Consider the following 23,916-nt stretch of genomic DNA (forward strand, 5'->3'; position numbering starts at 1 on the left):
TGTTACCTCAGCGTTCAATCCACACCGTCAGTGTAGTGTATTACCGGCATTATCCAGTTTTGTGCTCTTCTCGACCGTCGGCATGCCGCGCGAAACGCCCGCGCGCCCGGTCGTGCACCTGATCATGACGCGGCCAGGGCCAGCCACCGAACTCGTCTTTGCGGAAGTCCGCAAAGGTCTGACGAATTTCGGCTTCGGTATTCATCACAAAGGGACCGTATTGAACGACTGGCTCATTAATGGGCTTGCCCTGCAACAGCAGCAGTCGCACTTTCTGCTCGCCGGCTCGCAAGGTGACCGACTGCTCCGGAACCAGGCGCGCGCCCTGCTTGGGTGACAATTCGGTGTCGTCTACCTGAATCGCGCCCCCTTCAAAACAGTAGAGTGTCCGGTTGACGCCGGCACGGGTCGCGGGCAAGGTCCATTCGGCACCCGCGTCAACGTCGATGATCCACACCGCAACGTCGTTGGCCGGGTCCGACGCCCAGGAGTCCGGTGGTGGCGGCGGGGCTTTATGACCCTCGAGCTCGCCCGCTACCACGGTCACCGAGGTACGGTGACCCTGTGCATCCTCGGTGGTTACCACCGGCGTCTCTTCGCGCCAGAGCATCGAAAAGTGCGGCGGCACTGCCTTGTTCTTGGCCGGCAGGTTGATCCAGATCTGGAACAACTCCATCGGGTTCTCCTCGGCTTCGCTCAACAGCGGAAACATCTCGGAATGCTGCACGCCGTTACCGGCCGTCATCCACTGAGTGTCGCCGCCGCCATAGCGTCCGGCAGCCCCCAGGGAGTCGGCATGGTCAACCATGCCTTTAGTGACGACCGTTATGGTTTCGAAACCACGATGCGGATGCGCCGGAAAACCGGGAATCCGGTCGCCATGGTACATGCGCCAGTCCTGGCTCCAGTCGAAATCCTGCCCGATCTGCCGACCCGCCAGTGACGCCTGGGGGCCCATCTCGGCGTTGCCCTTGGGGAACGCATCGTTGTGATGAACACAAAACAAAAAGGGATCGGCCGTCTGCCAGGGAAACCCCAGCGACAGTACTTCTTTAACCGCGTTACTCATCTGACACCTCACTTGATCGGCTGGGTGCCGCGCCTTTGGCGGCCCGGCCCCGAGTTTGTTCGGGCTGCTACCTCAACCCTGTTTACGACAGTCACTATGGGGGCACCCAAGCCGTATTTCACTACCCGAATCAGGGTGTCCTCCCGGGTAGCGGTGGCCTAACTTTGACAATAGTTGAACTGTCTACCAAGGTGAGGTCGTCGTCAGTCTTGATGCAGATCAAGACCTGCACCACCCAACAGTGCCAAAGTAGTTTCATCGACTCGACTCTACGGGCGTCAACCACCACCGGATGACGTCTGCCAAACAGGAGAGACCATCATGAGCAAACTGATACTGGTTCCCGTTGACGGTTCAGACCCAGCGAAAAAAGCCATTGAATTCGCGGCCGACTGGGCCAAGCACCACGATGCCGGCCTGCTGCTCTTACACGTGCCCGAGCCACCGGTTGGCGATGAGGTCATGGTGATGGGCGGTGCGTCCATTTACATGCATGCGACGCCTGACGAACTGAAGAAAGTGGGCGAGTCCATCGTTGAGGCAGGGGTCAAGCTGGCCAATGAACTCGGTTGCAAAACGGTGGAGACCACCGTCGAGATCGGCGACCCGGCCCGCAAGATCGTCTCTGTCGCACAGGACCGCAACGTAGACATGATTGTGATGGGTACGCGCGGCCTGGGTGACTGGAAGAGCCTGCTGCTGGGCAGCGTCTCACACAAGGTGACCAACCTGGCTGAATGCACCTGCGTGACGGTGCGCTGATCAGCCGCAAGCGGCTTTTACGGTCGCTTGCATGGTCAATCCCGCCCGGGCTTTGTATCCTTAGGGGACACTATTCAGGCGGGGTTGCCCCTTGTCCGACCGGAAACTGACGACACGCTCCAACACCCAGGCGATAGATCAATTCATTGATCAGGCCGCCAAACTCCCGGTTGCCAGCCAGCAACAGGGCCGCATACTCTTTGCGCTCGACGCCACGGCCAGTCGCCAGCCCACCTGGGATATGGCCTGCAATCTTCACAGTGAACTGTTTCTGGCCACCGAATCGGTCGATGGAATTGCCATTCAATTATGCTATTACTGCGGGTTTCGGGAATTCAAGGCGACCGACTGGGTCACCCGGCCCGAACGTCTGCTTAATGCCATGAATCGCGTTCAGTGCCTCGGTGGTCAGACCCAAATCGGGCGTGTGCTTCAGCATGCCCTGAAAGAAACCCGGGTAAAAGCCATTAAGGCGGTCATACTCATTGTCGACTGTTGCGAGGAAGCCGTTGACCCGCTCTGTCAGCACGCCGGTGAATTGGGCCTGCTCAACACCCCACTGTTTATCTTTCAGGAAGGCAACGATGCCCAGGCGCGTAACGCCTTTCAACAGATGGCCAAGCTTTCAGGCGGTGCCTGGATGCCATTTGATAACCGCGCCGCGGCACAACTCAAAGACCTGCTCGGTGCCGTTGCGGTGTACGCCAGTGGCGGCCAACGCGCTCTGGACGACCTGGCCCGCTCTGGCTCCGCCGATGTGAAACGTTTGACTCAACAGTTGAAGCGCTGACCGTGACACCTATATCCATACTCTTTCTCTTTGTTATTGTGCTGGTCTTCGGCATTGCGTTAAAACGCATGTCGCCGGCACAGCGCAAGCGACCCATCATCGTGGGGCTGATCACGTTGTTGATAGCGGGTTTGCTGTTTCTGGCGGCTACCCAGCGACTGTATCTGCTGGGCGTGTTGCTGGCCGCCCTGCTGCCCTGGGCCAGGCGGTTGCTGCCGCTGCTGATTCGTTTTCTACCCTCGATCCTGTCTCGCCGCCAGTCCGGCAAGACGACCGGCGCCAAGGGCCAGACCTCGCGCGTTCAATCGGCATTGCTTGACATGGAGCTGGAGCACGACAGCGGCATTATGCACGGCACGGTGCTGGCGGGGCCCTTTGAAGGTAAAACCCTGGCCGATCTGGAGGAAAAGGAGTTTATTGACCTGCTCGCCTATTGCCGCCAAAACGATGCCGATTCGGCCCGCCTGCTGGAAACCTACCTCGACAAACGCTTTGGCGACCGCTGGCGTCAGGATGACCCGGGCGCCCGGCAAGACGATGCGCAGCCGCCCCCGGAGCACGATTCAGGCGCCATGACCGACGCCGATGCCTACAACATCCTCGGCCTGGAACCCGGCGCAGATCGCGATGCGATCATCCAGGCACACCGCCGACTGATGCAAAAGGCCCACCCCGACCGAGGCGGCAGCGACTGGCTCGCCGCCAGAATCAACGCGGCGCGCAGTCACTTGCTGGGGGATTAGTGACTCAGGTTGCACCGGACTGGTGGCATTGGCCCGCACCGGCCACCAGGCAGACCCATCGGGGGTCGGCGTGAACCCGTCCATGGGGCCTGGACCGCAGGATATGAATCCCCTCCATGGGATTCACCCTTCAGGCTCGCTACGCTCATGCTAAAACGCTCCTGGCGTTTTAGTCCATGCTGCGGACCACCCCCGATGGGTCTACCTGGCACCCGGTGCTCAACCTGTGCCTGAATACTCCAAAACGTGAATTTATCAGATCACCTCAAAACTCAACGACAGCGCCGAAGCCGACTGCCCGGTAACCTGTTCAACATCGTGCCAGTGGCTGCTGGCAAAGCTGAGCACCTGCTGGAATCCGCCTTCCCGGTTTAGATCCGCCAGGGTGTAGCCCGTCTTTCGGGTCAAATAAGGCCGCTCCGGATCGAGGCCGTCAGACTGCACGGTCGCCCTGACCTCGACCCGCTGTTCCGGCCGTGTCACGGCAGAACGCCCTATCCAGTTCACCTCCAGACGCGGCAGCGCCTTCTGCTGAAGCGCTCTGGCACCGGCCGCTACCCGGGCGGCATCGGCCAGCAGAGTTGCATCAAGCTTTAACAGGGCTGCCCAGCGGGCAATGACATTCGAATCCACACTGCCATTGAGAATGAAGTCATCCACGTCTTCCCGGGAAAAACCGTGATCGGGTGAGAACATCAGCCGGCTGCGCACCACGTTGTGGACGTTGTCCAGGCTGGCACAACCCAGCACCTGAGCCAGAAAGTGGGAAAACAGCGTTGTCATGAAGCACCTCGGTCGCGTCGGCAATGTCGTAAAAGTGGGACCAGGGCTGATCGGGAGAGGATACAGGTGCAGAAAGGCTCGGAGCGGAGGCGCTTTAGCTGCATTTGTATACCGCTCGCAAGTTACACATTAAATCAGCGGGTCATCTGGGTGAAAACTATATCAATATTTTTTGATATAGCAACAGCCTCCGGCCACTGAAACAAAAATGTCATGAAAAAATCATAGGCTCCGGCTTCAACCTGTCCGGGAGTCTGAAGTGCGCTTAACCGTTCGAGTTCGTCTGTTGCTGTTTTCCGGTTTGTGTCTGGCCGCTGTCGCGAGTGTGTCCTGGCTGGCGTTGACCATCGTGCAGCGCACCGAGCAGGAGACCCAGTCTCTAGTGCGCGAACAACTGGCCGACGTGGTCTTGCTGGCAACCTTCGATCAGCACCTGCGTGATCTGCAAGACCTTGCGTACCGGATAAAAGCCCAGCTGGTATTCTGGGATGAAGTCGACGAGCGTTTCGACCTGGTTACCCGGGGGCTGGCCAATGACTGGGCCAACATCGAAGCCAACCCCAGACTGGCCGGCTGGGCAGCCAATCATCAGGAAGCCTATCAGGGCGTACTCGCCCTGAGTGATGACATTCACTCCGGCATCGAACAGCGCAGCTACTATACGGTGGGGCAAGTCGTTGACCGCGCCCTGTACCCGGCGATGGATCCCATTCTGTCAGCCATTCTCGACCGGCGGGACGCCGACGGCGCCCGCACCGAAGCCGGTGCTGTCGCCCTGATCCGCTTCCTTGATCAGCAGCAACGCCGGGTCATACTGGGCGTTGTCGGCTTTGGTCTGCTGGTCATTCTTATGACGGTGTGGCTTGCCCGCTCAGTCAGTTTCCGGCTGCAACGCATGTCATCTCGCCTGGCCGCTATTGAACAGACGAGCGACCTGAGCCAGGCGTTGCCGGTCACCGGTAACGATGAAGTCAGCCAGGTCGCCAGTGCTTTTAATGGCCTGATCCGTCAATTTGGCGACTTCGCCGGGGATGTTCGCAACACTTCGGCCGTGCTGCACCGCCAGTCCGAGCAGTTGGACCAGCAAGCTGGCGCCGTCGACCGGGCCAGCCACGACACCGGCGAGAAAATTGGCGTCATGGCTGAATCGCTGGACATCATTCGTGAACGGACACAGCACATTGAGCTGTCATCCCGGGCATCGTCCGAACGCATTATGGCTGCGGTTGACAGCAATCAGGCCATAGAGATTCAACTGGCCGAAAATGAGCGTCAGACAAAACGCACTGTAGCGATTATTCGCGACGCCCGCAGCGCGTTGCAGTCGTTGCGCGGGGCCAGTGACAACATTGGCCAGGTGGTCAGTGTGATCACGGAGATCGCCGATCAGACCAATCTGCTGGCACTGAATGCCGCTATCGAGGCGGCCCGGGCCGGAGATCAGGGGCGGGGCTTTGCCGTGGTCGCCGGGGAAGTTCGCAATCTTGCGCAACGCACGTCCGAATCAACCACCTCCATCCGCACCCTGGTCGCCGAATTAACCGGCGAGGTAGACAACGTCGACAACCTACTGACCGAAACAGCCCGGGCCGGCGAAGACAGCGAAATCACCCTGAATGCCCTGAAAGCCCACCTCGATGGACTGAAAAACACCTTTGAAGGCCTGCAACAGACCAGTCAGGATATCGAGCTGGCGCTGAGCGAGCAGCGCGATGAAACCGACCGCGTCGCCGCCCAGTCGAGCCTGCTAACCCGCAGCGCTGAAGGCTTGCGCCAGACTGTTGGCGACACCAGCCGCATCAGCCAGAAACTGCGCGACGAGTCGCAACAATTGCAGCGCATTTGCGGTCGTTTCAGAACCGGAGAGAGTGATAACGAGGTCATGATCACCCGGTCGTAAAAACTGCTTGTGTTACGACCGGTTCTGGCTATTATTTCGCCACTTCACGCGATGAGCCACCATGAACCTGATCTCCTTTGATGTGTTTCGTACCCTCGGATTACCGGATATTCAGGTCATCAAGCCCGAGCACTTCTTTCAGCATAAAGACGCCATCCGCAGCGCCGACTGGGTGCTGTTCCCTCAATACTGGCAGCTCAATGCGCTGATCTATGGCCTGAACGCCCGGGTGTTCCCGAGCGAGGCCAGCTATCGCATTGGCCACGACAAGGTGGAGATGACCCGCGCCTTCGAAACCGTGGCCCCGGCGAACACGCCCTATACCCTGATCGAACCCAACGGCCCGCTGCAACAGGAGCAGCTGTGGGACCTGATGACCCTGCCGTTCGTCGCCAAAAACCCCAAAGCCAGCATGGGCGAGGGCGTCTGGCTGATCAAAGACCGGGCCGACTGGCGCCGCTATTGCGACCAGGCCAGCGTGCTTTATGTTCAGGAATACCTGCCGATTGAAAAAGACCTGCGCATCGTTGTCATCGGTGACCGGGTGCTGACCGCCTACTGGCGTCACCAGGCCGACCAGGGTTTCTACAACAACGTTGCTCGTGGCGGCTGGGTTGAATACGGCGAGGTCCCGGAATCAGCCATTGAGCTCGCGCTAACCGTCGCGCGCGACCTGGGCGTCAACCACGCTGGCTTCGACATCGCCATGGTCGGCGACCACCCCTACCTGCTGGAATTCAACCGGCTGTTCGGCAATCAGGGCCTGAACAAAGGCTCCGAGCTACAGGATGCCATTCTCGGTTATCTGCGCGATGCGCATGCTCCCAGAACCCCGGATGGGCCGACCACCCCACCGCGGACTTTCCCGGTGGCGGTTTAACCGGCCAGGTACTCAGTGACATGAGTCAGAAATTCGCGCTAATTTAACCACAAATTGATCGAAGGACTGCCGGGTGCTTCTACTGGAGGCCGTTAGACAACATGGATGTTGTCTTCGAGCCCCCAGGGAAGGGTTCACGGCGTGCCTCCAGTAGGAGTACCCGGCAGTCCGACTGGCACCACATTCAGAAAAACCACCGAAACAAATTACCCGCCGAATTTCTGACTCATGACACCAACACCAGCCACCGGCCAGTTACCGTCTTGCCAGCCTCTACTCTTAACGGTGCGGTCTCATCGTACAGGCAGCGGTGCGGTGGCAGCGCTGCCATCAGTTCGTCGCCATCGTGTTGAATTCGCCCCTGTTTGTGGATTCGTTCATGATGGCCCTGCTCCAGCGTTATCACCCAGCGGCAGCCTTTTGGCATTTTTGTCATGGCGTTGGCCAGCCACCGGCTGGCATCCGGCACATAGATCAGCACATCCATCAACAACACCAGGTCCGGTGCTTGCTGATCGGCCGGCAGGACATCAAACAGATGAGGGTCCCGGATATCCAACTGGTGCAGCGCCCGGTATTGCCCTTTTTGCCTGGCCTGCTCCAGCATGGCCGCACTGAGGTCAAAGCCAATCAGGTCTGCCTCGGGATAAAACTGTTTTATTGGACCGGCAGCCAGGCCCGTGCCACAGCCAAAGTCCCACACCCGGTTCACTGGTGCCCATTTCGGTAGATGACGGGTGAGCCAGGCGGGCGCCTGGTAGTCCAATGGCCCCAGCAAATGCTGGTCAAACTGCTCCGCTGCGTCGTCAAACACGGCTGAAACGTAGGCCGCATTCGCCTCTCTGGCCACTCGCCCCGTCAGCGCTTCCAGCAGGTAGCGAGCACTGGCATCGCCTGGGTGGCACTGCAGATGCCGCTGGTAGTAGTCTTCTGCGGGCTCGAACTGCCCCGCTTTGACCAAAGCACCTGCGATGGTGTCCCAGCCGCCCTCGCACCGCGCTTCGGTGCGGGCTATGGTGGCCCGGTCACCGCTGCTATGAGCGAGAACCAGTGTTTCCGTTAGCACATCCGGATCGGTCAGCGACAAAAGCGCCAGCGCGGCGCGTGCTTCAGCCCAGTGCTGCAACTGGCGACGCGCTTTGGCGATCGCCAGACCGCACTCCTTGAGGTCTGCTCCCAGCGCCAGCGCCCGCTCGAACGCGTCTGCCATAGCGACATAATCCCGCAGAGCTTCACAGGCGTAGCCAAGATTGGCCAGGAAACCCGGTTCGTTTGCCTGTCGGGCAATCGCCGCTTGCGCCTCCCGTCGACTCTCTTCGGCCCGGCCCAGGCGCAGTAATACCAGCGACCGGTTATTGCGTGCGTAGGCATCCTCCGGCCTTATTTGGAGCGCTTGCTGCAGCGCGGCTTCAGCCGCGTTATAGTCGTGACGGTGCAATTGAACAACACCGAGTAAATGCCAGGCGGGTGCACTGCCGGGGTCTTTTTTGAGCCACAGCTTCAAACGGGCCAGCGCCGGGCTTAAACGCCCCTGTTGTATCAGAGTCAGGATTTCGGCAGATCGATCAAGCATAGGTAACGGCTCTGGCAATCGGTGAGAGACACATTTAACTGTTTGTTTTTTAACGTCTTTTCGTTACAAGCACAAGCATCGCCTGAACCGGTTTGGCTACCAGTTTGCACACAGCCTTATCCACAGATTTTGTGGGTAAGCGCAACGCAAACACCCTTGCAGCAAACGCGAATGACCCCAATAGCCTACTCAACCTGACTAAAGAGACCGCTGAATGAACCTATTAACCCCCACCAAGGGGTATTGGCTTACCCCGGCCATTATCTACATCAACACGGCCTTGTTCGCATTGGTTGCCCTCTACACCCAAAGCATCCTGTGGTTTCCCGCCCGGGAGCTGGTGGTGCTGGGCGGGAATTTCGGGCCGCTGACGGTCGATGGTCAGTGGTGGCGCTTGCTGACCAGCGTGTTTCTGCACGGGGGCCTGTTGCACCTCATCTTCAACGCTGTGGTGCTGGCCAACATCGGCATTTTTCTCGAACCGCTGCTTGGCCGTGTTTCCTTTGCCATTGTCTATCTGATTACCGGCGTACTGGCGAGCCTGACCAGCCTGATGTTCAACTATGGCGTTGTCTCGGTCGGTGCTTCCGGTGCCATTTTCGGCATGTACGGCTTCTTTCTGGCTCTGCTGACCACCAAACTGTTCAAACCGGAGTTTCGCACTACCTTCCTGAAAAACACCCTGGGTTTTATTGCGCTTAACATCGCCATCGGTTTTTTTGGACCAATCGACAATGCCGCTCATATGGGCGGGCTGGTCAGCGGTTTCATTCTGGGCTATGTCTGGCTTCCCTTTGTACGCAAGCGGATCCTGAAGACGGCGCGAGTCTAGAGGGTGGCTAAAGTTGGCTGCGCACCCAACGGATGATGTCGTTCATTCCCATCGCACCGGCCTGGCGCGCAACCTCACGCCCGCCTTTAAAAACGGCCAGTGTTGGAATGCTGCGAATGTTATAGCGGGCACCCAGCGCCTGATGGGCTTCCGTATCCAGCTTGGCCAGCCGCACAGCAGGCTCCAGTGACTGGGCCGCCTGCTCATATTGCGGCGCCATCATCTTGCAGGGCCCGCACCAGGGTGCCCAGAAATCCACCACTACGGGAATGTCACTGCGCCCGATGTGTTTTTCAAAATTGGCGGCCGTCAGTGCCAGCGGCTTGCCGGTAAACAGCGCCGACTTGCATTGACCGCACTTGGGCCCATCGGCCAGACGCGCCGCCGGAATGCGATTCACCGCATCGCAACTAGGGCAGACGACATGGACAGCGTCACTCATCTTAACTCCTCCCGACTCATTCAACTAAAAAACACCACGTTCCAAACTCGCAGCTCTCAGCTCTCACTTAATATCTCAACATCTCTGTCCACCACAGTGACCCAGGTCAATCCAGACGCTGATCAACTGAACGGCCTGTCCCGTCACCGCGCTTTGTCAGCATAGCTTAACCTGTGCTAACGTTGACCGCTCTCCCGACGATGTGTCTCATCGTTTAGCGGTTAACCGCTGTTTTCGCCCTCTGTGGCACTCATTATTCCAGGAATTTTCTCGTGATACGTGGATATGTTGACGTGCTTCGGTCGTACTGGCCGATGCTGGTGTTCGGTTTGCTGACGGTCTTCTTTGGCAACTTTGGTCAGTCGTTCTTTATCAGCTGGTTCGGCGCGCCGATTCAGGAAAAACTCGGCCTGTCGGCATCGGCCTACGGGTCGGCGTATTCAGTGGCAACCCTGGTCAGTGGCCTGACCATCATGGCCATCGGCGGTCTGGTCGACAAACTGGCCTTGCGGCTCTTTGTCACCCTGATCGCACTGGGCTTGTTTACCGCCAGCCTGCTGATGTGGCAAATGAACTCGCTGTTCAGCCTGGTCATCGCCCTGTTCATGCTCCGCTTTTTCGGCCAGGGACTGATGCCACACACCGCCATGACCGTCATGGGGCGCTACTTCTCGGTGAACCGGGGCAAGTCGATCAGCATTGCCGGTAACGGCGTGCCGCTGGGTGAAATGATTCTACCCAGTCTGCTGGTACTGATCATCGCCCTGGTTGGCTGGCAGAACAGCTGGCTGGTGGTGGCGATCGTGATTATTGGCGTCTACCTGCCCACAGCCCACTGGCTGCTGCATCGGGCAGGCCCGAGCGAAGTCGAACGACTGGGCATGGAAAAACGACTCCGTCCGGATGATGTTCCCGATGGCTCCCGTCGCACCGTTCTAAGAGACAAACGTTTCTGGCTGGCCTTGCCACTGCTATTGGCACCCGGTTTTATCGTGACCGGCATCTTCATTCAACAGGCGTTTATTCTGAGTGAAAAAGGCTGGAGCACAGGCCTGTTCGCCACCAGTTTCATTGTTTACGGCGGCGTTCACTGGGTAGCGTCGCTGATAACTGGCACTCTGGTCGACCGTTTCTCGGCCGCTCGCCTATTGGTATTTCTCGGCGTTCCGCTGTTTGCTGGCTTGGCGTTTGCCGGCACCTTTGAAGGCATCTGGGTCGTCTTCATCATGATGACCATGCTCGGCACCGGCATTGGCATGACGGGTACGATCATGAACGCACTCTGGGCTGAAATTTACGGCACCACTCACCTCGGCGCCATCCGCTCACTGGTCACCGCACTTGGGGTGATGAGTACAGCTGCTTCCCCGGCGTTATTCGGCCTTATGATTGATGCTGGCATCAGTGCTTCTGCACTGCTCTGGACGATGGCAGCTTATGTGTTGGTCGGTTTGATTCTGGCGCGGCAGTCTTTTCGGGTCTAAACAGTGGATTTTGCAACCACTGTCCAAGTGACGGTGACCGGGTAGGCCTATCCGGGGAAGTCTGCAGCATGGACTAAAACGCCGGGAGTGTTTTAGCATGAGCGTAGCGAGCCCGAAGGGTGAATCCCATGGAGGGGATTCATATCCTGTGGTCTAGGCCCCATGGACGGGTTTACGCCGACCCCGGATAGGCCTACCCGGTTACTGGCACGAACGCCAGGCATCCAGGCCAACCTTAGGGGTAGAAGAAGCAACCTCTCAAGCAGGCAACCGCTCCGTAAACACAGCCAAAAACGCCTCCCCATAACGCTCCAGTTTACTATCACCCACACCGGAAACCGCCCGCAACTCATCGAGGCTTTGGGGTCGCAACGCCAGCATGTCTTTCAGGGTTTTATCGTGGAAGACCATGAAGGGAGCCAGGTTGTGTTCCAGAGCCAACTGGCGACGCACTTCCCGCAAGGCTTCCCAGAGTGGCTGGTCCTGATCGGCAATATCGTCACTGACCCGGGGCTTGCGTTCACCACTGGATTTGACCGGGGTGGCATCTCGTCTCAGTGCCAGGCTTTGCTCGCCCTTCAGGACTGGCCTGCACGCATCGGTCAGTTGCAGCCCACCGAAGCCTTCCGGGTCAACATTCAAATAGCCCAGTGCTACCAACTGGCGCATGACCGATCGCCAGTCATTGGCGCTGAGATCTTTGCCAATGCCATAGGTTGAGAGTTGGTCGTGACCGAAGCGACGCAGTTTTTCATTTTCACTGCCGCGCAGCACATCGATGATGTGATTGGCACCGAAGCGCTGACCGGTCCGGTAAACACAAGACAACGCCTTGCGCGCGGCATCCGTAGCATCCCAGGTTTCAACCGGTTCGATACAGGTGTCGCAATGCCCGCAGGGCTGCTCAAGGTGTTCATCGAAATAACGCAACAGCACTTGGCGGCGACACGTTGTGACTTCACACAACCCCAACATGGCATTCAGCCGCTGTTGCTCGTAGCGCTGATGTTCATCGCTGCCGGTTGACTGGGCCATCATCTGGCGCAGTTTGACCACATCTTCAAACCCATAGAGCAACAAAGCCGTTGACGGTTCGCCGTCGCGACCGGCACGACCGGTCTCCTGGTAGTAGGCTTCGATGCTTTTCGGCAAATCCAGATGCACCACGAAGCGCACATCCGGTTTATCGATGCCCATGCCAAAGGCGATGGTCGCCACCATAATAATGCCGTCTTCACGCAGAAATCGGGACTGATGATCCTGGCGAACATCGGCCGATAACCCCGCGTGGTAAGGCAAGGCGTTATAGCCCTGGGTGCGCAACCAGTCGGCGGTTTGCTCAACCTTCTTGCGCGACAAGCAATAGACAATGCCCGCCTGCTCTTCGGGCGTTTGCTTCAAAAACGCCAGTAATTGCTTCCGCGGTGTTTGCTTGGGCTGAATCCGGTAAAAAATATTGGGCCGGTCAAAGCCGCTGATAAAGGCCGGCGCATTCAGCAAGCCCAATCGCTGCTGAATGTCTTGCCGCGTACGCTGATCGGCGGTTGCGGTCAGCGCGATGCGCGGCACCGAAGGAAATTCACGCTGCAACACATCCAGTTTTAAATAATCGGCCCGGAAATCATGCCCCCATTGCGATACACAATGCGCTTCGTCAATGGCAAACAGGCTGATGTTGGCGGCCTTCAACAACTCAAGCGTTCGCAGCTGCAACAGACGCTCCGGCGCGATATAGAGCAAATCCATCTCACCGGCGAGCAAGGCGGTTTCGGTTTGCTGCACCGCATCGAACGAGAGCGTCGAATTGAGAAAGCCGGCGCGAACGCCTAGGGTACGTAAGGCGTTTACCTGATCCTGCATCAGGGCAATCAGCGGGGAGATCACCACGCCGGTGCCCGGCCGAACCAGGGCTGGAATCTGATAACACAGGGACTTGCCACCCCCGGTGGGCATCAGCACCAGCGCATCCTGCCCCGAGACCAGCGCATCGATTACGGCTTGTTGCGGGCCACGGAAGGCATCGAAGCCAAAGACGTGGTTGAGAACGGAGAGAGGAGTCTGTGTCATCAGGGCAGTATACCGAAAGCAGGGGTCGCCAACAGGGCCGCAACCCGGGTATTCGTGTCAATTCGATCACAGGACTATACTTAAAATTAGATTTGCGGAGGTCGCACATTGCGAGCGTCGGGTGCCGGTGGTGCCTCTGCGGGGTAGTCCGCAGCATGGACTAAAACGCGGGGAGCGTTTTAGCATGAGCGCAGCGAGCCCAAAGGGTGAATCCCACGGATGGGATTCATATCATGCGGCCTAGGCTCCATGGATGGATTCACGCCGACCCTGCAGAGGCACCACCGGTAGCCGACGCGGACCACAGCCACCGAACACAGACGAGAAGGGTCATACCATGGGCATCGCAGGCGTAGGCGCCATCATGCTGGTCCTGGTGCTGTTCGTGTATCTTCGATCGATCAGCAAGGGACCGAGCAGGAAAGACCGGGCGCAGCAGAATGATCGCTGGTTGCTGGATCAGGTCGATGCGTTTGAGGGTTTTGGCCGTCATCAGGATGCCATCAAATTGCTGGAAAGAGCTCTGGAGTCTGATCCGGACAACACCGTACTCAAAGCCCGGCTGGCATTGCTTGAAAGCGATTCAAACAGCCATTCCTGAATTCGCCAAATGAACGATTTCTGGCATACTGCCGCCTTTCAAAGCCATCACCTCGTGGGTAGCCATGAAAGGACTCAATCCGTTTTCCCGTATTTCAGCCTCTCCAACGCGCCCCGCTACAGGCAAGCCAAAGGAGGTGGCCTTTGATGTGACCTCTCTGGTCAATGGCCCCTTCGGCGAGGCTGACGATGCCGAAGAGAGTAGTACCGCCCCGCTTGATGAAAAACTGCGCCAGGCGTACTTCTGGATCGTTAATCACGCCGTCATCAGCCCGCATTACGACGTTGAATATAATGTGTCTGCGCCCCAGCCCATTCAATTCGGTGACAGCCAGACGCCGCTTTTCCTGCCAACGGACCAGAGCTACTCCAGCTTTATCCTGCTCCCACTGCTGACCTTCGCCGCACGCAGAAAATGCCTGTTTATTGGCGGCCCGGGTCGCGGCAAAACGGCCTCTGCCTTGTTGATGGGGTTGCTTGGCGGCTACAGCCCCAAGGAAGTCCGCCGTGCCATGCAGCACGGGCACCCGCAAATGACCGTCGCTGACTTGCTGGGCAACCCCATGCCGATGGATCTGATGCAGGCCGAGCAGGAATCCGATATCCGCATCAGCTGGCGCCGCTGGCTGAACATGCGCGTCAAGATCGTCGATGAATACAACCGCATTCCAACCCGTACCCAAAGTGCCTTGCTGACCGTGATGGGCGACAACTACGCGGAAATGTTCAACCAGATTCACGAGTGCCCGCCCGCGGCCTGGTACCTGACCGCCAACGACGACCAGGGCGGTGGTACTTACCCGGTGATCGAGGCACTGAAAGATCGTATCGACGTTGTCGTGCAGGCACTGCCATTCAACCCGAGGTTTCTGGATGATTTGCTGTTGCGTATTGAAGAAGGCGTCGACCCGGCCGATTGCCTGCCCGATGCCCTGCAGTTTTCCGAGGCGGAAATGGACCAGATGGAGCGATCCATCCGCGCTGTCACCCTGCCCGCAGACTTGCGCCAGCGGCTGGAATTCTTCGCCAGTCAGTTCGAATTCAGTGAGTATTCCGGGCAGCAGTTCGAATACAAAAGCAAAGATACCTCCCGGCTGGCCGGTGTACCCAGACACCAGTTGGCCATGCTTGAAGACGGCCGCGACCGCCTCGCTGACCTGGGCTGTCAGACGCGCAATGGCCTGTCGGTGCGCAGCCTGATGTCGCTGATTGTCTACGCCAAAGCCATGGCGTTTTTCCGGGGCAACACCGAAGTTGAACTCAACGACCTGACGCAGATGCTGCCTTTTGTGTTGCATTCGCGCCTGTTCGCCGATGCCGATGCACCTTTTTTTCAACAACCGGAAAACGCCGCGTTGCTCAGCGATAAAATCGGTTGGTTGCGCCATCTGTTCCAGCTCAGCTGCGCCGAGTTTGAACGCCAGGGCCGGCACCGGAAAGATGAGGTGGCCGAGCTGAAAGCCGAACTCGACGCAGGGCTGGAAGGCGTTTCCGACAAGCAATGCCGCAAACGGCTGGAACAGATTGAACGCACCCTGCATCAGTTGGCGGCTGGCAACAAACTCTCGGGAGCGGTGCACGATGATGCGATGACGCTTAAATACCTGCACCAGCGCTACAGCAATTATCAGCGCTGGCTGAGCAGTCAGGGTTAATGGCTGATGCAGAACCCGGAATTAGACTGGAAAGGTCGCGCTTCCAGGTCACGGGCACCGGATAGATGCCATGAAATCTGAGTGGCTGGCACACTACCTGACGCGTCAGGCCGACTCGCTCAATCAGGCTTACCGGCTCGCGCGCCAGGGTGATCCGGTGCAGTTTGCCAGTGCCTTTGGCCGCTTTGTACAGCACAATCTCGATTCGTTGCTAACAAGCCTGGATCAGTGGTCGCCTTCAAACAAAGCCGCCTTGTGCGAAACCGCCTACCAGTGCGGCCTGACCCTGACTCGCCACGGCTGGCTAAGAGCCGAACACCAACCGGTCACCGACCGGCTGTTTCAACAGCTGTTGCCAACCTGGCTGGCGCCCTACCCGGATGCAGCACCCCGGCTGCTGACCCAGCTGTTAAATGCATTGTCCCATCTACCTGATGCCGGTCAGCGAACCGGGCTGCTCGACCACTGGCAACGCTGTTTGCCTGCGCCCGACGCCACCCCCGATGCCCTGCTGATGTTCAGCTGGATGGCCGGGTTGCCGCAGTATCGTGACGCCGCCCTGCACGCCTTACACCGACACCCCGACTGGCTGAAAACTCTGGCACTGGGCGACCCAGAGGCGTTCGAACACCCCTGGTGGCAAGGGTCGACACTGGGTTGGCACAGCGCCCCGGTCCACCTCGGTGCTTCCCACTGGCTGGGTGGTGACTTTACCGCCAGGCCCCGATTGCTGATCGCCCCGGGGCAGACGCTGGTTCAGGCTGGGCAGGAGTGCTGGCACCTGTACATAGACGCCTTCGGCCAGACATTGCTGCCCACAGCGAGCCATCACCCAATGCTGCTTCCCGTCCCGGAGTGCAAGCGACTTCCGACCGCTCTCGCCCACTTGTCCCAGGGCATTGAAACACCACGCCAATGCCTGGAACGCCGCCATGAATGGATCGTCAGTTTTCACGACAGCTACGCCCTGCGGGTGATCCCGAAAACCGGGGAACAGCCATGAGCGAACTGGACACCTGGCAACACCACTGGCACCCGGCGTTGCAGTTGTGGAGCGAGCATCTTCAATTGCAGGAGCCGCTCTGGCTGTTTGATGTTGAAGCAACACAATCAGCCGGGCTGACCGATAACATTGCCGCCATTCGTCTGGCCTCGCAACGCGTTATGGTCAACCTGCCCATGGTGATCGAACGTGACCTGACCGACTTCGCACTGGAAATTCTGGCGCACGAAATCGGGCACCATGTGTATGCCCCGGCCAACATGACCCGGCATTTGCAGTTACTCGCTGTCATCCGCCAGGCGTTGCCCAGTGTCGAACACCAGGCGCCACTGGTGGCCAATCTGTACACCGACTTGCTGATCAATCACCGCCTGCAGCGCCACACCCAATGCCGGATGGACCAACTGTACCAACGGCTGAATACCGGCCAGGGCAGCCCGCTCTGGGCGCTGTATATGCGTATTTATGAGCGCCTCTGGCAACTGGCCCCCGGCACGCTGACCCCCGCTGACATCAGCCCCGAAAAGGAAGGGGACGCCTGGCTGGGCAGCAGAATCATCAAGGTCTACAGCAAGGATTGGCTGACCGGCGCCAGCCGCTTCGCCAGCCTGCTGCTCAGTTATCTGATCGACGAAGCGGAATCTGCCGCTGAGACCTTTGCCACCCTGCAGGATACCGCCGAAGCGGGGCAAGGGTATCAGGGCACCGGCGTGCTTCAGGTGCCACACATCGATAGCCTGCACCCGAGCCGCGACACCGAACTGACCGACCTGCCAGCGACAACAGACGGGAAAGACCCGGCGCAAAATGGCGAACAGGGCGTGAGCGCCCGGGGCCAGGCACTGGAACCCCAGGATGCGTTCGAGATCCTCAAAGCCGCCGGTGTCGACATCACCCGGCACGATGCAGCCGTGCGCTACTATCGCGATGCGGTCCGCCCTTATTTGCTGCCGTTTCCCGCCCGGGTCACGCCCAGCCCGGGGGAGTTTCTGCGCGAAGGCGTCGAGGTCTGGCAGGCCGGTGGCGACCCCGCCGATATCGACTGGTTCGCCACCTTGCTGGCAGGTAACCCGCCCATTCCGGGGTTTACCACCCAGAAAGCCGTGTACGGACAAGACAACCCGGATGCGCAGCACCATCAACCCTGTGATCTCGACCTCTACGTCGACAGTTCGGGCTCCATGCCCAACCCCCAGCGGCGCATATCCTACCCGGCGCTGGCCGGCGCCCTGCTCTGTGTATCGGCCCTGAGAGCCGGAGCAGCGGTGCAGGTAACCCTGTGGAGCGGCGCGCATCAGTGCCTGGCCACCGAGGGGTTTATTCGCAACGAAACCGCTGCCTTGCAGGTGCTGACGGGTTTCTTTGGCGGTGGCACCAGCTTTCCGCTGAAACAGCTGCGCACCACCTACGCCCAGCCCCGGCAAACCCCGACCCAGGTGGTGATGTTATCCGACGATGGCATCAGTTCGATGTTCCAGGACGACGAAGCCGGCACGCCCGGCGAACAGATCAGCGCCCGGACCTTGCAGCACTGCCAGGGCGCCGGACACTGGGTGCTGGACTTGCCCTACGACCTGGATGATCCCCGGTTGCAGCAATCATCCTGGCTGAAATCGGCCATGGAACGCATTCAACTGGGCCAGCAACAAGGCTGGCAGGTTTACCGGGTTAACGGGCTGGAACCCATGCTCCAGTTCGCCCGCGAGTTTTCCAGACAATACTATGGCGCCGACGCCACATCACAGGGAGAGCGCTGAGGCATGTCTGAACTGCAAAGCGGGCCATCGATGCATCGCCTGCACCAGCGTCTGCTGGCTTACCCCGAATCCCCCGGCCCACGAGGACTGGACCTGCTCGCCGTGTTGCACGATTTGGTGCGGCGGCTTGATTCTGAGGCCACCCCAGATGCACTGGCCCCGCTGGCAAATCTGCCGCTGTGCCAGTCAGGCACGGTTGAAAGCACCGTCGTCGAACTGGATGAAGCCGAGTTCGCCCGGCTCTATCAGCAATACGAGAATCTCGATGCCGCTGTACTCGACGCCGTTGAACGGGAGACCCGGACAGCACTGGCTCAGCACGACCTGGCAAACACAGATGCAGCGCACCAGCTGCAAGCAGTAACAGCCGAGCCTCCCAGCGCGCTGTTGCAAATGGTCTGGCTCCTGGCCGACGACGCCTTTATCGAAGCCACCCTGTTCGCTTCCGATCTGGTGAGCCTGATGCGCTCGGCCGACACCCTGATGGCGCAAACCCACCCCAACCGGCACGATGAAGACCAGCGCGAGGAACTGATTCGACTGGCACTCAATGGCCTGCGGTTAAAACCTCAGGGTGAAACCGATCGCGAAGCCCGGGACCGGCTGTTGATGGTCAGCTCAACCGAACGCGCCCGCGTGGTGGCCGCTTCGCGCGCCGCCGAGGAACGCGCCGAAGCCATCCGCCAGGCACTGGCAGAGCAGCGGGCGCGTGAAGCCGCCGATAAGTACACCCGCGAATGACGATGAAACCGGCCCAACGACCAGTAGAAGCCGACCCCTGGGTAGACACCGAGCGCCTGCCCGGGCTAACCCCTCGGGCGGCAACTCGCTTGCGCCAGTGCCTGGAGCACCCGGATGCACCGCGGTATACCGGGCGCAGTGGTCATCGGCTCACGGCCCAGGCGGTCAGGCAATTACACGCCGACAAAGCCGCCATGCAGCAGCCTGATCCGCGCTGGATGCCGGCTTTTCTGGCCCGTTGCCGGCAACAGGTGCCGTACTACCGGCACTACCCCTGGCACAATGACGTGTCGGCCTTGCCAACCACCAGCCGCCATGACCTGAGCCGCAACCTCCCCGCCTTCGTACCGGATGACATCGACCCGGCACAGCTGATCGCCTATGAAACCAGTGGCACCACCGGGCACCCGCTTACAGTACCGTCATTGCCCCTGGTCGCAGCGCGTTATCACTGCTTTCACGAACGCATCCTCAGTTGGCACGGCATTGACCTGCAATCGCTTTCGGGCAATACAGGCGTGATGCTGGTCGGCGACCAGCAACGCTGCTTTACCTATGCCTCGGTGTTGCCCTACTGGGACGATAAAGTCCTGCTGAAAACGAACCTGAACCCGGCCGACTGGCCCGAGCCGGACGCCCGGGGCCGCTACATCGATGCCTGCAAACCCCTGCTGATCACCGGCGACCCGCGCAGCCTGAGCACGCTGTTGAGTCTGGCGTTCAGCCATCGCCCGGCGGCAATACTATCGACCTCCATGACGCTGCTGCAGGGCCTGAAAGATCGGCTGGTGCACCGGTTTCGGTGCCCGGTTATTAACCTGTATTCGATGAACGAAGCTGGCCCCATCGCGGCCGACGACGGCAGCGGCAACGGCCTGCGCCTGGTTCAGTCGACGCTTCAGGTAGAGATTCTGGATCGCCAGGGCAAGCCAGTAACAACGCCCGCCGAGCGCGGCGAAATCACCCTGACCGGCGGCTTTAACCCCTGCCTGCCCCTGCTACGCTACCGTACCGGCGATTACGCCTGCCTGATCGAAGACACACGGGGCCGACGCTATCTGCAACAACTGGATGGTCGCCCGCCGGTCCGGTATAAAACCGCTACAGGCTGGCTCAACAACGTCGACATCACCCATATCTTGCAGCCCTTTGGCCTGGCTCAGTATCAATTGCATCAGGATCAACGCGGCGGGCTGACACTCGGCGTGCTGGGAAACGCCAATCACGCCGCTCTGGAGCGCGCACTGGGCAACGCCTTTGGTGCCGGGTTCCCAATTCGCATCAATCACCTCCAAACCAAAGCCGACAAACTCATTCAATACACCAGCCACTACCCCGGAGCCCACAACGGATGACCAGCCTGACCCTGCTGGAATACAGCGCCAACGCCTTTTTTCTGAGCAGTGTGTTTCTCGCCGCTCGCAACCATCGCCACACCTGGACACTCGGCATCATCGGTTGTGTGCTGTTTGGCGTGTTGTTCTATCAGGTGCAACTCTACGCCGATGCCACCCTGATGGTGTTCTACATCGGCACCAGTGTCATTGGCTGGCAACAATGGCAACGCGGCGGTGCCGCCGCAGAGATTCAGCGCACGCCCTGGCCTATGCTCGGGCTGTTCAGCCTGATCGCCACGGGAACCTTGCTGGTCTATGGCTACATCCTGTACCTGAACACCGATGCCTATGCACCCTTCGCCGATTCAGCAGTGCTGACCTTCAGCGTGCTGGCGCAGCTGCTGTTAATGAAACGCCGCCTTGAGACCTGGTGGTTCTGGCTGATCGTCAACACCGTTGCCGTTCCGCTCTACGCCTCGCGCGGCCTGAGCTTGACGGCGATTGTTTATGTAGGCTTCTGGCTTAACGCCTGCTACGGCCTCTGGCGCTGGCACCGGGAACTGAGGGCTGAATGTCTCGCTTCCGAACCGGCCTAGTCGTCGGCAAGTTCTCGCCCCTGCACGCCGGTCATCGCTATCTGCTCGAATGCGCGGAATCGGCTTGTGACCGGCTGATCGTGCTTAGCTATTCGCGGCCCGAATTCGCCGGTTGTACCGCTGACTTGCGACGCCTCTGGCTGGCGCAAGCAATGCCCACTGTTGAACACCAGGTCCTGGATGCCATCGATGCGGTTCGCCTTGGGCTGTCGATGCCCCGGAACGACGCGAGCGATGAGCACCAGCGCCAATTCTGCGCTGACCTGATCGATCTCCGGCTGCAAACGACGGTGGATGCGGTGTTCAGCAGTGAAGACTACGGCCCGGGGTTCGCTGATTTTCTTTCGGCCCACTGGCAGCAGCCGGTCGAGTCTGTGGTGGTTGACCGGGACCGGATCCGATTTCCGGTCAGTGGCACGTCATTGCGCAGTCAACCCAATACTGAGTGGGTCGAGCCGCCCGTCTACGCGGCCCAGACCTGCCAGCGCATCGCTGTGCTCGGCGCTGAATCGACCGGGAAAACGTGCTTAAGCCAATGGTTGGCCGAGCAACGCAATTGGCCCTGGGTCGCTGAATTCGGGCGCGAGTTCTGGCATGAGCGTGGCGGTGCTCTAACATCAGATGACCTGCTGACCATCGCCCGCACTCAGGTAGACCGGGAAAACCAGGCCGTACAACAGGCCCTGGCCATGGGAAAGACCGGCATCGTCTGTGACACCACCCCATTGACGACGTTGATTTACCATCAACTGATGTTCGACGTGCCCCCACCGGCTGAGCTGGTGGCTCTGGCCGAACGCCCCTACCACCAGTTGTGGCTCTGCGCCGCCGATTTTCCGATGGTGCAGGACGGCACCCGCAGCCCGGAAGCCTTCCGTCAGCAACAGCAAGCCCAATACCACAGGGAGCTGGCGGAGCGCGGTTTGAACCCTCATCATCTGACCGGCTCGTTGTCCGAGCGCCAGCGCCACTTGCTGTCGTGACACAGGACACGCCCCGGCGTTAGGATGAACAGACCCGAGCCGATCAACGAGGCCGACGATGAAACACCCAGATCCCCAGCCCTTCGACCGCGACCACCACCTGGCTCAACCGAATACGCACGAGGTGTTCAATCAGCCTGCGCCTCTGGCTGACTACAACCTGTACCATAGCGACCGCGCCCTGCAGCACTGGATTGGCGTCTTTGGCGGCCACTGGTCCGAGGCGGACTTATCCGCCTACGGCGCTCGCTGCGGTGGTGATCTGATCGACGCCGGTTTTGCCGCCAACATCGTCGAACCGACCTTTCACTCGCACGATCGCTTCGGCGAGCGCATCGACGAGGTTCGCTTTCACCCGGCCTACCATGAATTGATGAAAACCGCCGTTGAAGCGGGCGTTCCATCCCTGCCCTGGCGCGAGCGCAAAGCGGGGGCTCACGTTGCCCGGGCTGGGCTCGAATACCTGCACATGCACGCCGACGCCGGTTCTGCCTGCCCACTGACCATGACCTTTGCGGCGGTACCGGCCATCGCCGGCACAGAATCGGTCGCCAAAGACTGGCTGCCGAAAATAACCGCCCGCCACTACGACCCGAGAAACGTTCCGTTTTTTGAGAAAGCAGGGTTAACCATCGGCATGGCGATGACCGAGAAACAGGGTGGCTCCGACGTGCGCGCCAACACCACCAGGGCCTACCCAATTAGCACACGAGGTCCGGGCGAGCGCTACGAACTGATCGGCCATAAATGGTTCTGCTCTGCCCCCATGTGCGACGCCTTCCTGACCCTCGCGCAAACCGAGGCCGGTTTGTCCTGTTTCCTGCTGCCGCGCTGGCGGCCCGATGGCACCAAGAACGCTCTGTTTATTCAACGCCTGAAGGACAAGCTAGGCAACCGCTCCAACGCCTCCTCGGAAATCGAATTCCGCGGTGCCGAAGCCTGGCTGCTGGGCGAGGAAGGCAGGGGCGTACCGACCATCATCGAAATGGTCGCGATGACCCGCTTTGATTGCACTGTCGGCTCCGCCGCCCTGATCCGCGCCGCCACCGCCCAGGCTCTGCACCACACCTCGGGCCGGTCAGCTTTCGGCAAAGCCCTGCATGACCAGCCACTGATGCAAAACGTTCTGGCGGATCTGGCCATCGAATCCGAAGCGGCGCTGGCACTGGCCCTGCGCATCGGCCACTCACTGGACCAGGCGGCCGACTCGGAACACGAAGGCCTGCTGGCCAGACTGACCAACCCGATCGGCAAATACTGGGTCTGCAAACGCACCCCGCACCTGACCTACGAGGCCATGGAATGCATTGGTGGCGTGGGCTATGTTGAAGAGAACGTCTTGCCGCGTCTCTACCGGGAGGCCCCTGTCAACGCCATCTGGGAAGGCTCGGGCAACATTCAGTGCCTCGATGTGCTGCGCGCGGTCCAGAAGACCCCGGACGCCCTGACCGCCCTGTTCAAAGAACTCGATCAGGCCCGCACCGAATCTCCCCGCTACGACGCTTATCTGGATCAACTAAAACGGGACTGGGCCAACACGTCTGACCTTGAATACCGCGCGCGCGCCCTGGTCGACCCCATGGCCCTGGCCCTCCAGGCCAGCATCCTGCTCCGCCACGGCGACGCCAACATCGCCGACGCCTTCATCGCCTCACGGCTAACGCCAGGCACCCAGGTCAACCTGGGCGGGCTACCCACGGGAATCCATTGCAAGGGAATCATTGACCGGGCGGTGCCTCTGGTAGGCTAGTGGCTGCCTTCGTTGCGGCACGGTTCTATTGAGTGGCTGGAGTTCGTGCTGACCACCGGGTAGACCTGACCGGGGCCGGCATGAACCCATCCATGGGGCCTAGACTTCGGGATATGAATCCCCTCCATGGGATTCACCCTCCGGGCTCGCTACGCTCATGCTAAAACGC

21 protein-coding genes are annotated in these 23,916 nt (G+C 59.7%); 16 read left to right on the plus strand and 5 right to left on the minus strand.

What is annotated here, in order from left to right; genetic code table 11:
* Window positions 1-49 precede the first annotated feature (49 nt).
* Complete coding sequence (locus EP166_RS12995; RefSeq protein ID WP_127557617.1) at window positions 50-1,069, minus strand: pirin family protein; 1,020 nt, start codon at window positions 1,067-1,069, stop codon at window positions 50-52.
* Window positions 1,070-1,390: 321 nt separating this feature from the next.
* Between EP166_RS12995 and EP166_RS13000 the strand changes: the two genes are divergently transcribed.
* The 3 genes from EP166_RS13000 (at window position 1,391) to EP166_RS13010 (ending at window position 3,364) form a co-directional block, all read left to right on the plus strand.
* The gene (locus EP166_RS13000) at window positions 1,391-1,831 is read left to right on the plus strand and encodes a universal stress protein (RefSeq protein WP_127557619.1); all 441 of its coding nucleotides are present in this window, start codon (window positions 1,391-1,393) and stop codon (window positions 1,829-1,831) included.
* Window positions 1,832-1,922: 91 nt separating this feature from the next.
* Window positions 1,923-2,621, plus strand: coding sequence for a VWA domain-containing protein (locus tag EP166_RS13005; RefSeq protein WP_127557621.1), 699 nt, complete (start codon window positions 1,923-1,925; stop codon window positions 2,619-2,621).
* A gap of 2 nt (window positions 2,622-2,623) precedes the next feature.
* The gene (locus EP166_RS13010) at window positions 2,624-3,364 is read left to right on the plus strand and encodes a DnaJ domain-containing protein (RefSeq protein WP_246026289.1); all 741 of its coding nucleotides are present in this window, start codon (window positions 2,624-2,626) and stop codon (window positions 3,362-3,364) included.
* A gap of 255 nt (window positions 3,365-3,619) precedes the next feature.
* Here EP166_RS13010 and EP166_RS13015 read toward each other — a convergent pair whose 3' ends face one another.
* Window positions 3,620-4,147: a hypothetical protein gene (locus tag EP166_RS13015; RefSeq protein WP_127557623.1), complete on the minus strand. Its 528-nt coding sequence runs from the start codon at window positions 4,145-4,147 to the stop codon at window positions 3,620-3,622.
* 259 nt (window positions 4,148-4,406) lie between these two features.
* Here EP166_RS13015 and EP166_RS13020 point away from each other — a divergent pair, with 259 nt between their 5' ends.
* Window positions 4,407-6,047 carry a methyl-accepting chemotaxis protein gene (locus EP166_RS13020; protein WP_127557625.1) on the plus strand — a complete coding sequence of 547 codons (1,641 nt, stop codon included), beginning with the start codon at window positions 4,407-4,409 and terminating at the stop codon, window positions 6,045-6,047.
* Between the two features lie 61 nt (window positions 6,048-6,108).
* Window positions 6,109-6,927 (plus strand): ATP-grasp domain-containing protein, encoded by an 819-nt coding sequence (locus EP166_RS13025; protein ID WP_127557627.1) that lies wholly within the window; start codon window positions 6,109-6,111, stop codon window positions 6,925-6,927.
* A 226-nt stretch (window positions 6,928-7,153) separates the two neighbouring features.
* Here the strand turns inward: EP166_RS13025 and EP166_RS13030 are convergent, their stop codons facing one another.
* Window positions 7,154-8,500 carry a methyltransferase domain-containing protein gene (locus EP166_RS13030; RefSeq protein WP_127557629.1) on the minus strand — a complete coding sequence of 449 codons (1,347 nt, stop codon included), beginning with the start codon at window positions 8,498-8,500 and terminating at the stop codon, window positions 7,154-7,156.
* A 214-nt stretch (window positions 8,501-8,714) separates the two neighbouring features.
* Here EP166_RS13030 and EP166_RS13035 point away from each other — a divergent pair, with 214 nt between their 5' ends.
* Window positions 8,715-9,332 carry a rhomboid family intramembrane serine protease gene (locus tag EP166_RS13035; RefSeq protein WP_127557631.1) on the plus strand — a complete coding sequence of 206 codons (618 nt, stop codon included), beginning with the start codon at window positions 8,715-8,717 and terminating at the stop codon, window positions 9,330-9,332.
* 7 nt (window positions 9,333-9,339) lie between these two features.
* Here EP166_RS13035 and trxC read toward each other — a convergent pair whose 3' ends face one another.
* A complete protein-coding gene (gene trxC, locus EP166_RS13040) occupies window positions 9,340-9,774 on the minus strand; it encodes a thioredoxin TrxC (RefSeq protein WP_127557633.1) in 435 nt (144 codons plus the stop codon).
* Between the two features lie 272 nt (window positions 9,775-10,046).
* Here trxC and EP166_RS13045 point away from each other — a divergent pair, with 272 nt between their 5' ends.
* On the plus strand, window positions 10,047-11,258 hold the full coding sequence (locus EP166_RS13045; RefSeq protein WP_246026290.1) for an MFS transporter: 1,212 nt from the start codon (window positions 10,047-10,049) through the stop codon (window positions 11,256-11,258).
* A 258-nt stretch (window positions 11,259-11,516) separates the two neighbouring features.
* Here EP166_RS13045 and recQ read toward each other — a convergent pair whose 3' ends face one another.
* Window positions 11,517-13,325 carry a DNA helicase RecQ gene (gene recQ / locus EP166_RS13050; protein ID WP_127557635.1) on the minus strand — a complete coding sequence of 603 codons (1,809 nt, stop codon included), beginning with the start codon at window positions 13,323-13,325 and terminating at the stop codon, window positions 11,517-11,519.
* A gap of 337 nt (window positions 13,326-13,662) precedes the next feature.
* Between recQ and EP166_RS13055 the strand changes: the two genes are divergently transcribed.
* The 9 genes from EP166_RS13055 to EP166_RS13095 all read left to right on the plus strand — a co-directional run bounded on the left by EP166_RS13055 (window position 13,663) and on the right by EP166_RS13095 (window position 23,747).
* Window positions 13,663-13,926, plus strand: coding sequence for a tetratricopeptide repeat protein (locus EP166_RS13055; RefSeq protein WP_164743930.1), 264 nt, complete (start codon window positions 13,663-13,665; stop codon window positions 13,924-13,926).
* Between the two features lie 64 nt (window positions 13,927-13,990).
* A complete protein-coding gene (locus EP166_RS13060) occupies window positions 13,991-15,580 on the plus strand; it encodes an AAA family ATPase (RefSeq protein WP_127557639.1) in 1,590 nt (529 codons plus the stop codon).
* A 70-nt stretch (window positions 15,581-15,650) separates the two neighbouring features.
* Window positions 15,651-16,583, plus strand: a complete 933-nt coding sequence (locus tag EP166_RS13065) for a hypothetical protein (RefSeq protein WP_127557641.1) — start codon at window positions 15,651-15,653, stop codon at window positions 16,581-16,583.
* Complete coding sequence (locus EP166_RS13070) at window positions 16,580-18,340, plus strand: VWA domain-containing protein (protein WP_127557643.1); 1,761 nt, start codon at window positions 16,580-16,582, stop codon at window positions 18,338-18,340. Before EP166_RS13065 ends, EP166_RS13070 begins: the two co-directional genes overlap by 4 nt.
* Before the next feature lie 3 nt (window positions 18,341-18,343).
* Window positions 18,344-19,081, plus strand: coding sequence for a hypothetical protein (locus EP166_RS13075; protein ID WP_127557645.1), 738 nt, complete (start codon window positions 18,344-18,346; stop codon window positions 19,079-19,081).
* The gene (locus EP166_RS13080) at window positions 19,078-20,436 is read left to right on the plus strand and encodes a phenylacetate--CoA ligase family protein (RefSeq protein ID WP_127557647.1); all 1,359 of its coding nucleotides are present in this window, start codon (window positions 19,078-19,080) and stop codon (window positions 20,434-20,436) included. The genes EP166_RS13075 and EP166_RS13080 overlap by 4 nt, the downstream gene beginning before the upstream one ends.
* The gene (pnuC, locus tag EP166_RS13085; protein WP_127557649.1) at window positions 20,433-21,014 is read left to right on the plus strand and encodes a nicotinamide riboside transporter PnuC; all 582 of its coding nucleotides are present in this window, start codon (window positions 20,433-20,435) and stop codon (window positions 21,012-21,014) included. The genes EP166_RS13080 and pnuC overlap by 4 nt, the downstream gene beginning before the upstream one ends.
* Complete coding sequence (locus tag EP166_RS13090; protein ID WP_127557651.1) at window positions 20,990-21,997, plus strand: AAA family ATPase; 1,008 nt, start codon at window positions 20,990-20,992, stop codon at window positions 21,995-21,997. The genes pnuC and EP166_RS13090 overlap by 25 nt, the downstream gene beginning before the upstream one ends.
* A 58-nt stretch (window positions 21,998-22,055) precedes the next feature.
* Window positions 22,056-23,747, plus strand: a complete 1,692-nt coding sequence (locus EP166_RS13095; RefSeq protein ID WP_127557653.1) for an acyl-CoA dehydrogenase family protein — start codon at window positions 22,056-22,058, stop codon at window positions 23,745-23,747.
* The last annotated feature ends 169 nt before the right edge of the window (window positions 23,748-23,916 follow it).

The sequence above is a fragment of the Saccharospirillum alexandrii genome (assembly GCF_004000275.1).
Taxonomy (GTDB): Bacteria; Pseudomonadota; Gammaproteobacteria; order Pseudomonadales; family Natronospirillaceae; genus Saccharospirillum; species Saccharospirillum alexandrii.

What these genes read in the sequence shown, in the direction of transcription:
- EP166_RS12995 (WP_127557617.1), bottom strand. Translation starts at nt 1,069, where the DNA reads ATGAGTAACGCGGTTAAAGAAGTACTGTCGCTGGGGTTTCCCTGGCAG.
- EP166_RS13000 (WP_127557619.1), top strand. Translation starts at nt 1,391, where the DNA reads ATGAGCAAACTGATACTGGTTCCCGTTGACGGTTCAGACCCAGCGAAA.
- EP166_RS13015 (WP_127557623.1), bottom strand. Translation starts at nt 4,147, where the DNA reads ATGACAACGCTGTTTTCCCACTTTCTGGCTCAGGTGCTGGGTTGTGCC.
- EP166_RS13025 (WP_127557627.1), top strand. Translation starts at nt 6,109, where the DNA reads ATGAACCTGATCTCCTTTGATGTGTTTCGTACCCTCGGATTACCGGAT.
- EP166_RS13030 (WP_127557629.1), bottom strand. Translation starts at nt 8,500, where the DNA reads ATGCTTGATCGATCTGCCGAAATCCTGACTCTGATACAACAGGGGCGT.
- EP166_RS13035 (WP_127557631.1), top strand. Translation starts at nt 8,715, where the DNA reads ATGAACCTATTAACCCCCACCAAGGGGTATTGGCTTACCCCGGCCATT.
- trxC (WP_127557633.1), bottom strand. Translation starts at nt 9,774, where the DNA reads ATGAGTGACGCTGTCCATGTCGTCTGCCCTAGTTGCGATGCGGTGAAT.
- recQ (WP_127557635.1), bottom strand. Translation starts at nt 13,325, where the DNA reads ATGACACAGACTCCTCTCTCCGTTCTCAACCACGTCTTTGGCTTCGAT.
- EP166_RS13055 (WP_164743930.1), top strand. Translation starts at nt 13,663, where the DNA reads ATGGGCATCGCAGGCGTAGGCGCCATCATGCTGGTCCTGGTGCTGTTC.
- EP166_RS13060 (WP_127557639.1), top strand. Translation starts at nt 13,991, where the DNA reads ATGAAAGGACTCAATCCGTTTTCCCGTATTTCAGCCTCTCCAACGCGC.
- EP166_RS13065 (WP_127557641.1), top strand. Translation starts at nt 15,651, where the DNA reads ATGAAATCTGAGTGGCTGGCACACTACCTGACGCGTCAGGCCGACTCG.
- EP166_RS13070 (WP_127557643.1), top strand. Translation starts at nt 16,580, where the DNA reads ATGAGCGAACTGGACACCTGGCAACACCACTGGCACCCGGCGTTGCAG.
- EP166_RS13075 (WP_127557645.1), top strand. Translation starts at nt 18,344, where the DNA reads ATGTCTGAACTGCAAAGCGGGCCATCGATGCATCGCCTGCACCAGCGT.
- EP166_RS13080 (WP_127557647.1), top strand. Translation starts at nt 19,078, where the DNA reads ATGACGATGAAACCGGCCCAACGACCAGTAGAAGCCGACCCCTGGGTA.
- pnuC (WP_127557649.1), top strand. Translation starts at nt 20,433, where the DNA reads ATGACCAGCCTGACCCTGCTGGAATACAGCGCCAACGCCTTTTTTCTG.
- EP166_RS13090 (WP_127557651.1), top strand. Translation starts at nt 20,990, where the DNA reads ATGTCTCGCTTCCGAACCGGCCTAGTCGTCGGCAAGTTCTCGCCCCTG.
- EP166_RS13095 (WP_127557653.1), top strand. Translation starts at nt 22,056, where the DNA reads ATGAAACACCCAGATCCCCAGCCCTTCGACCGCGACCACCACCTGGCT.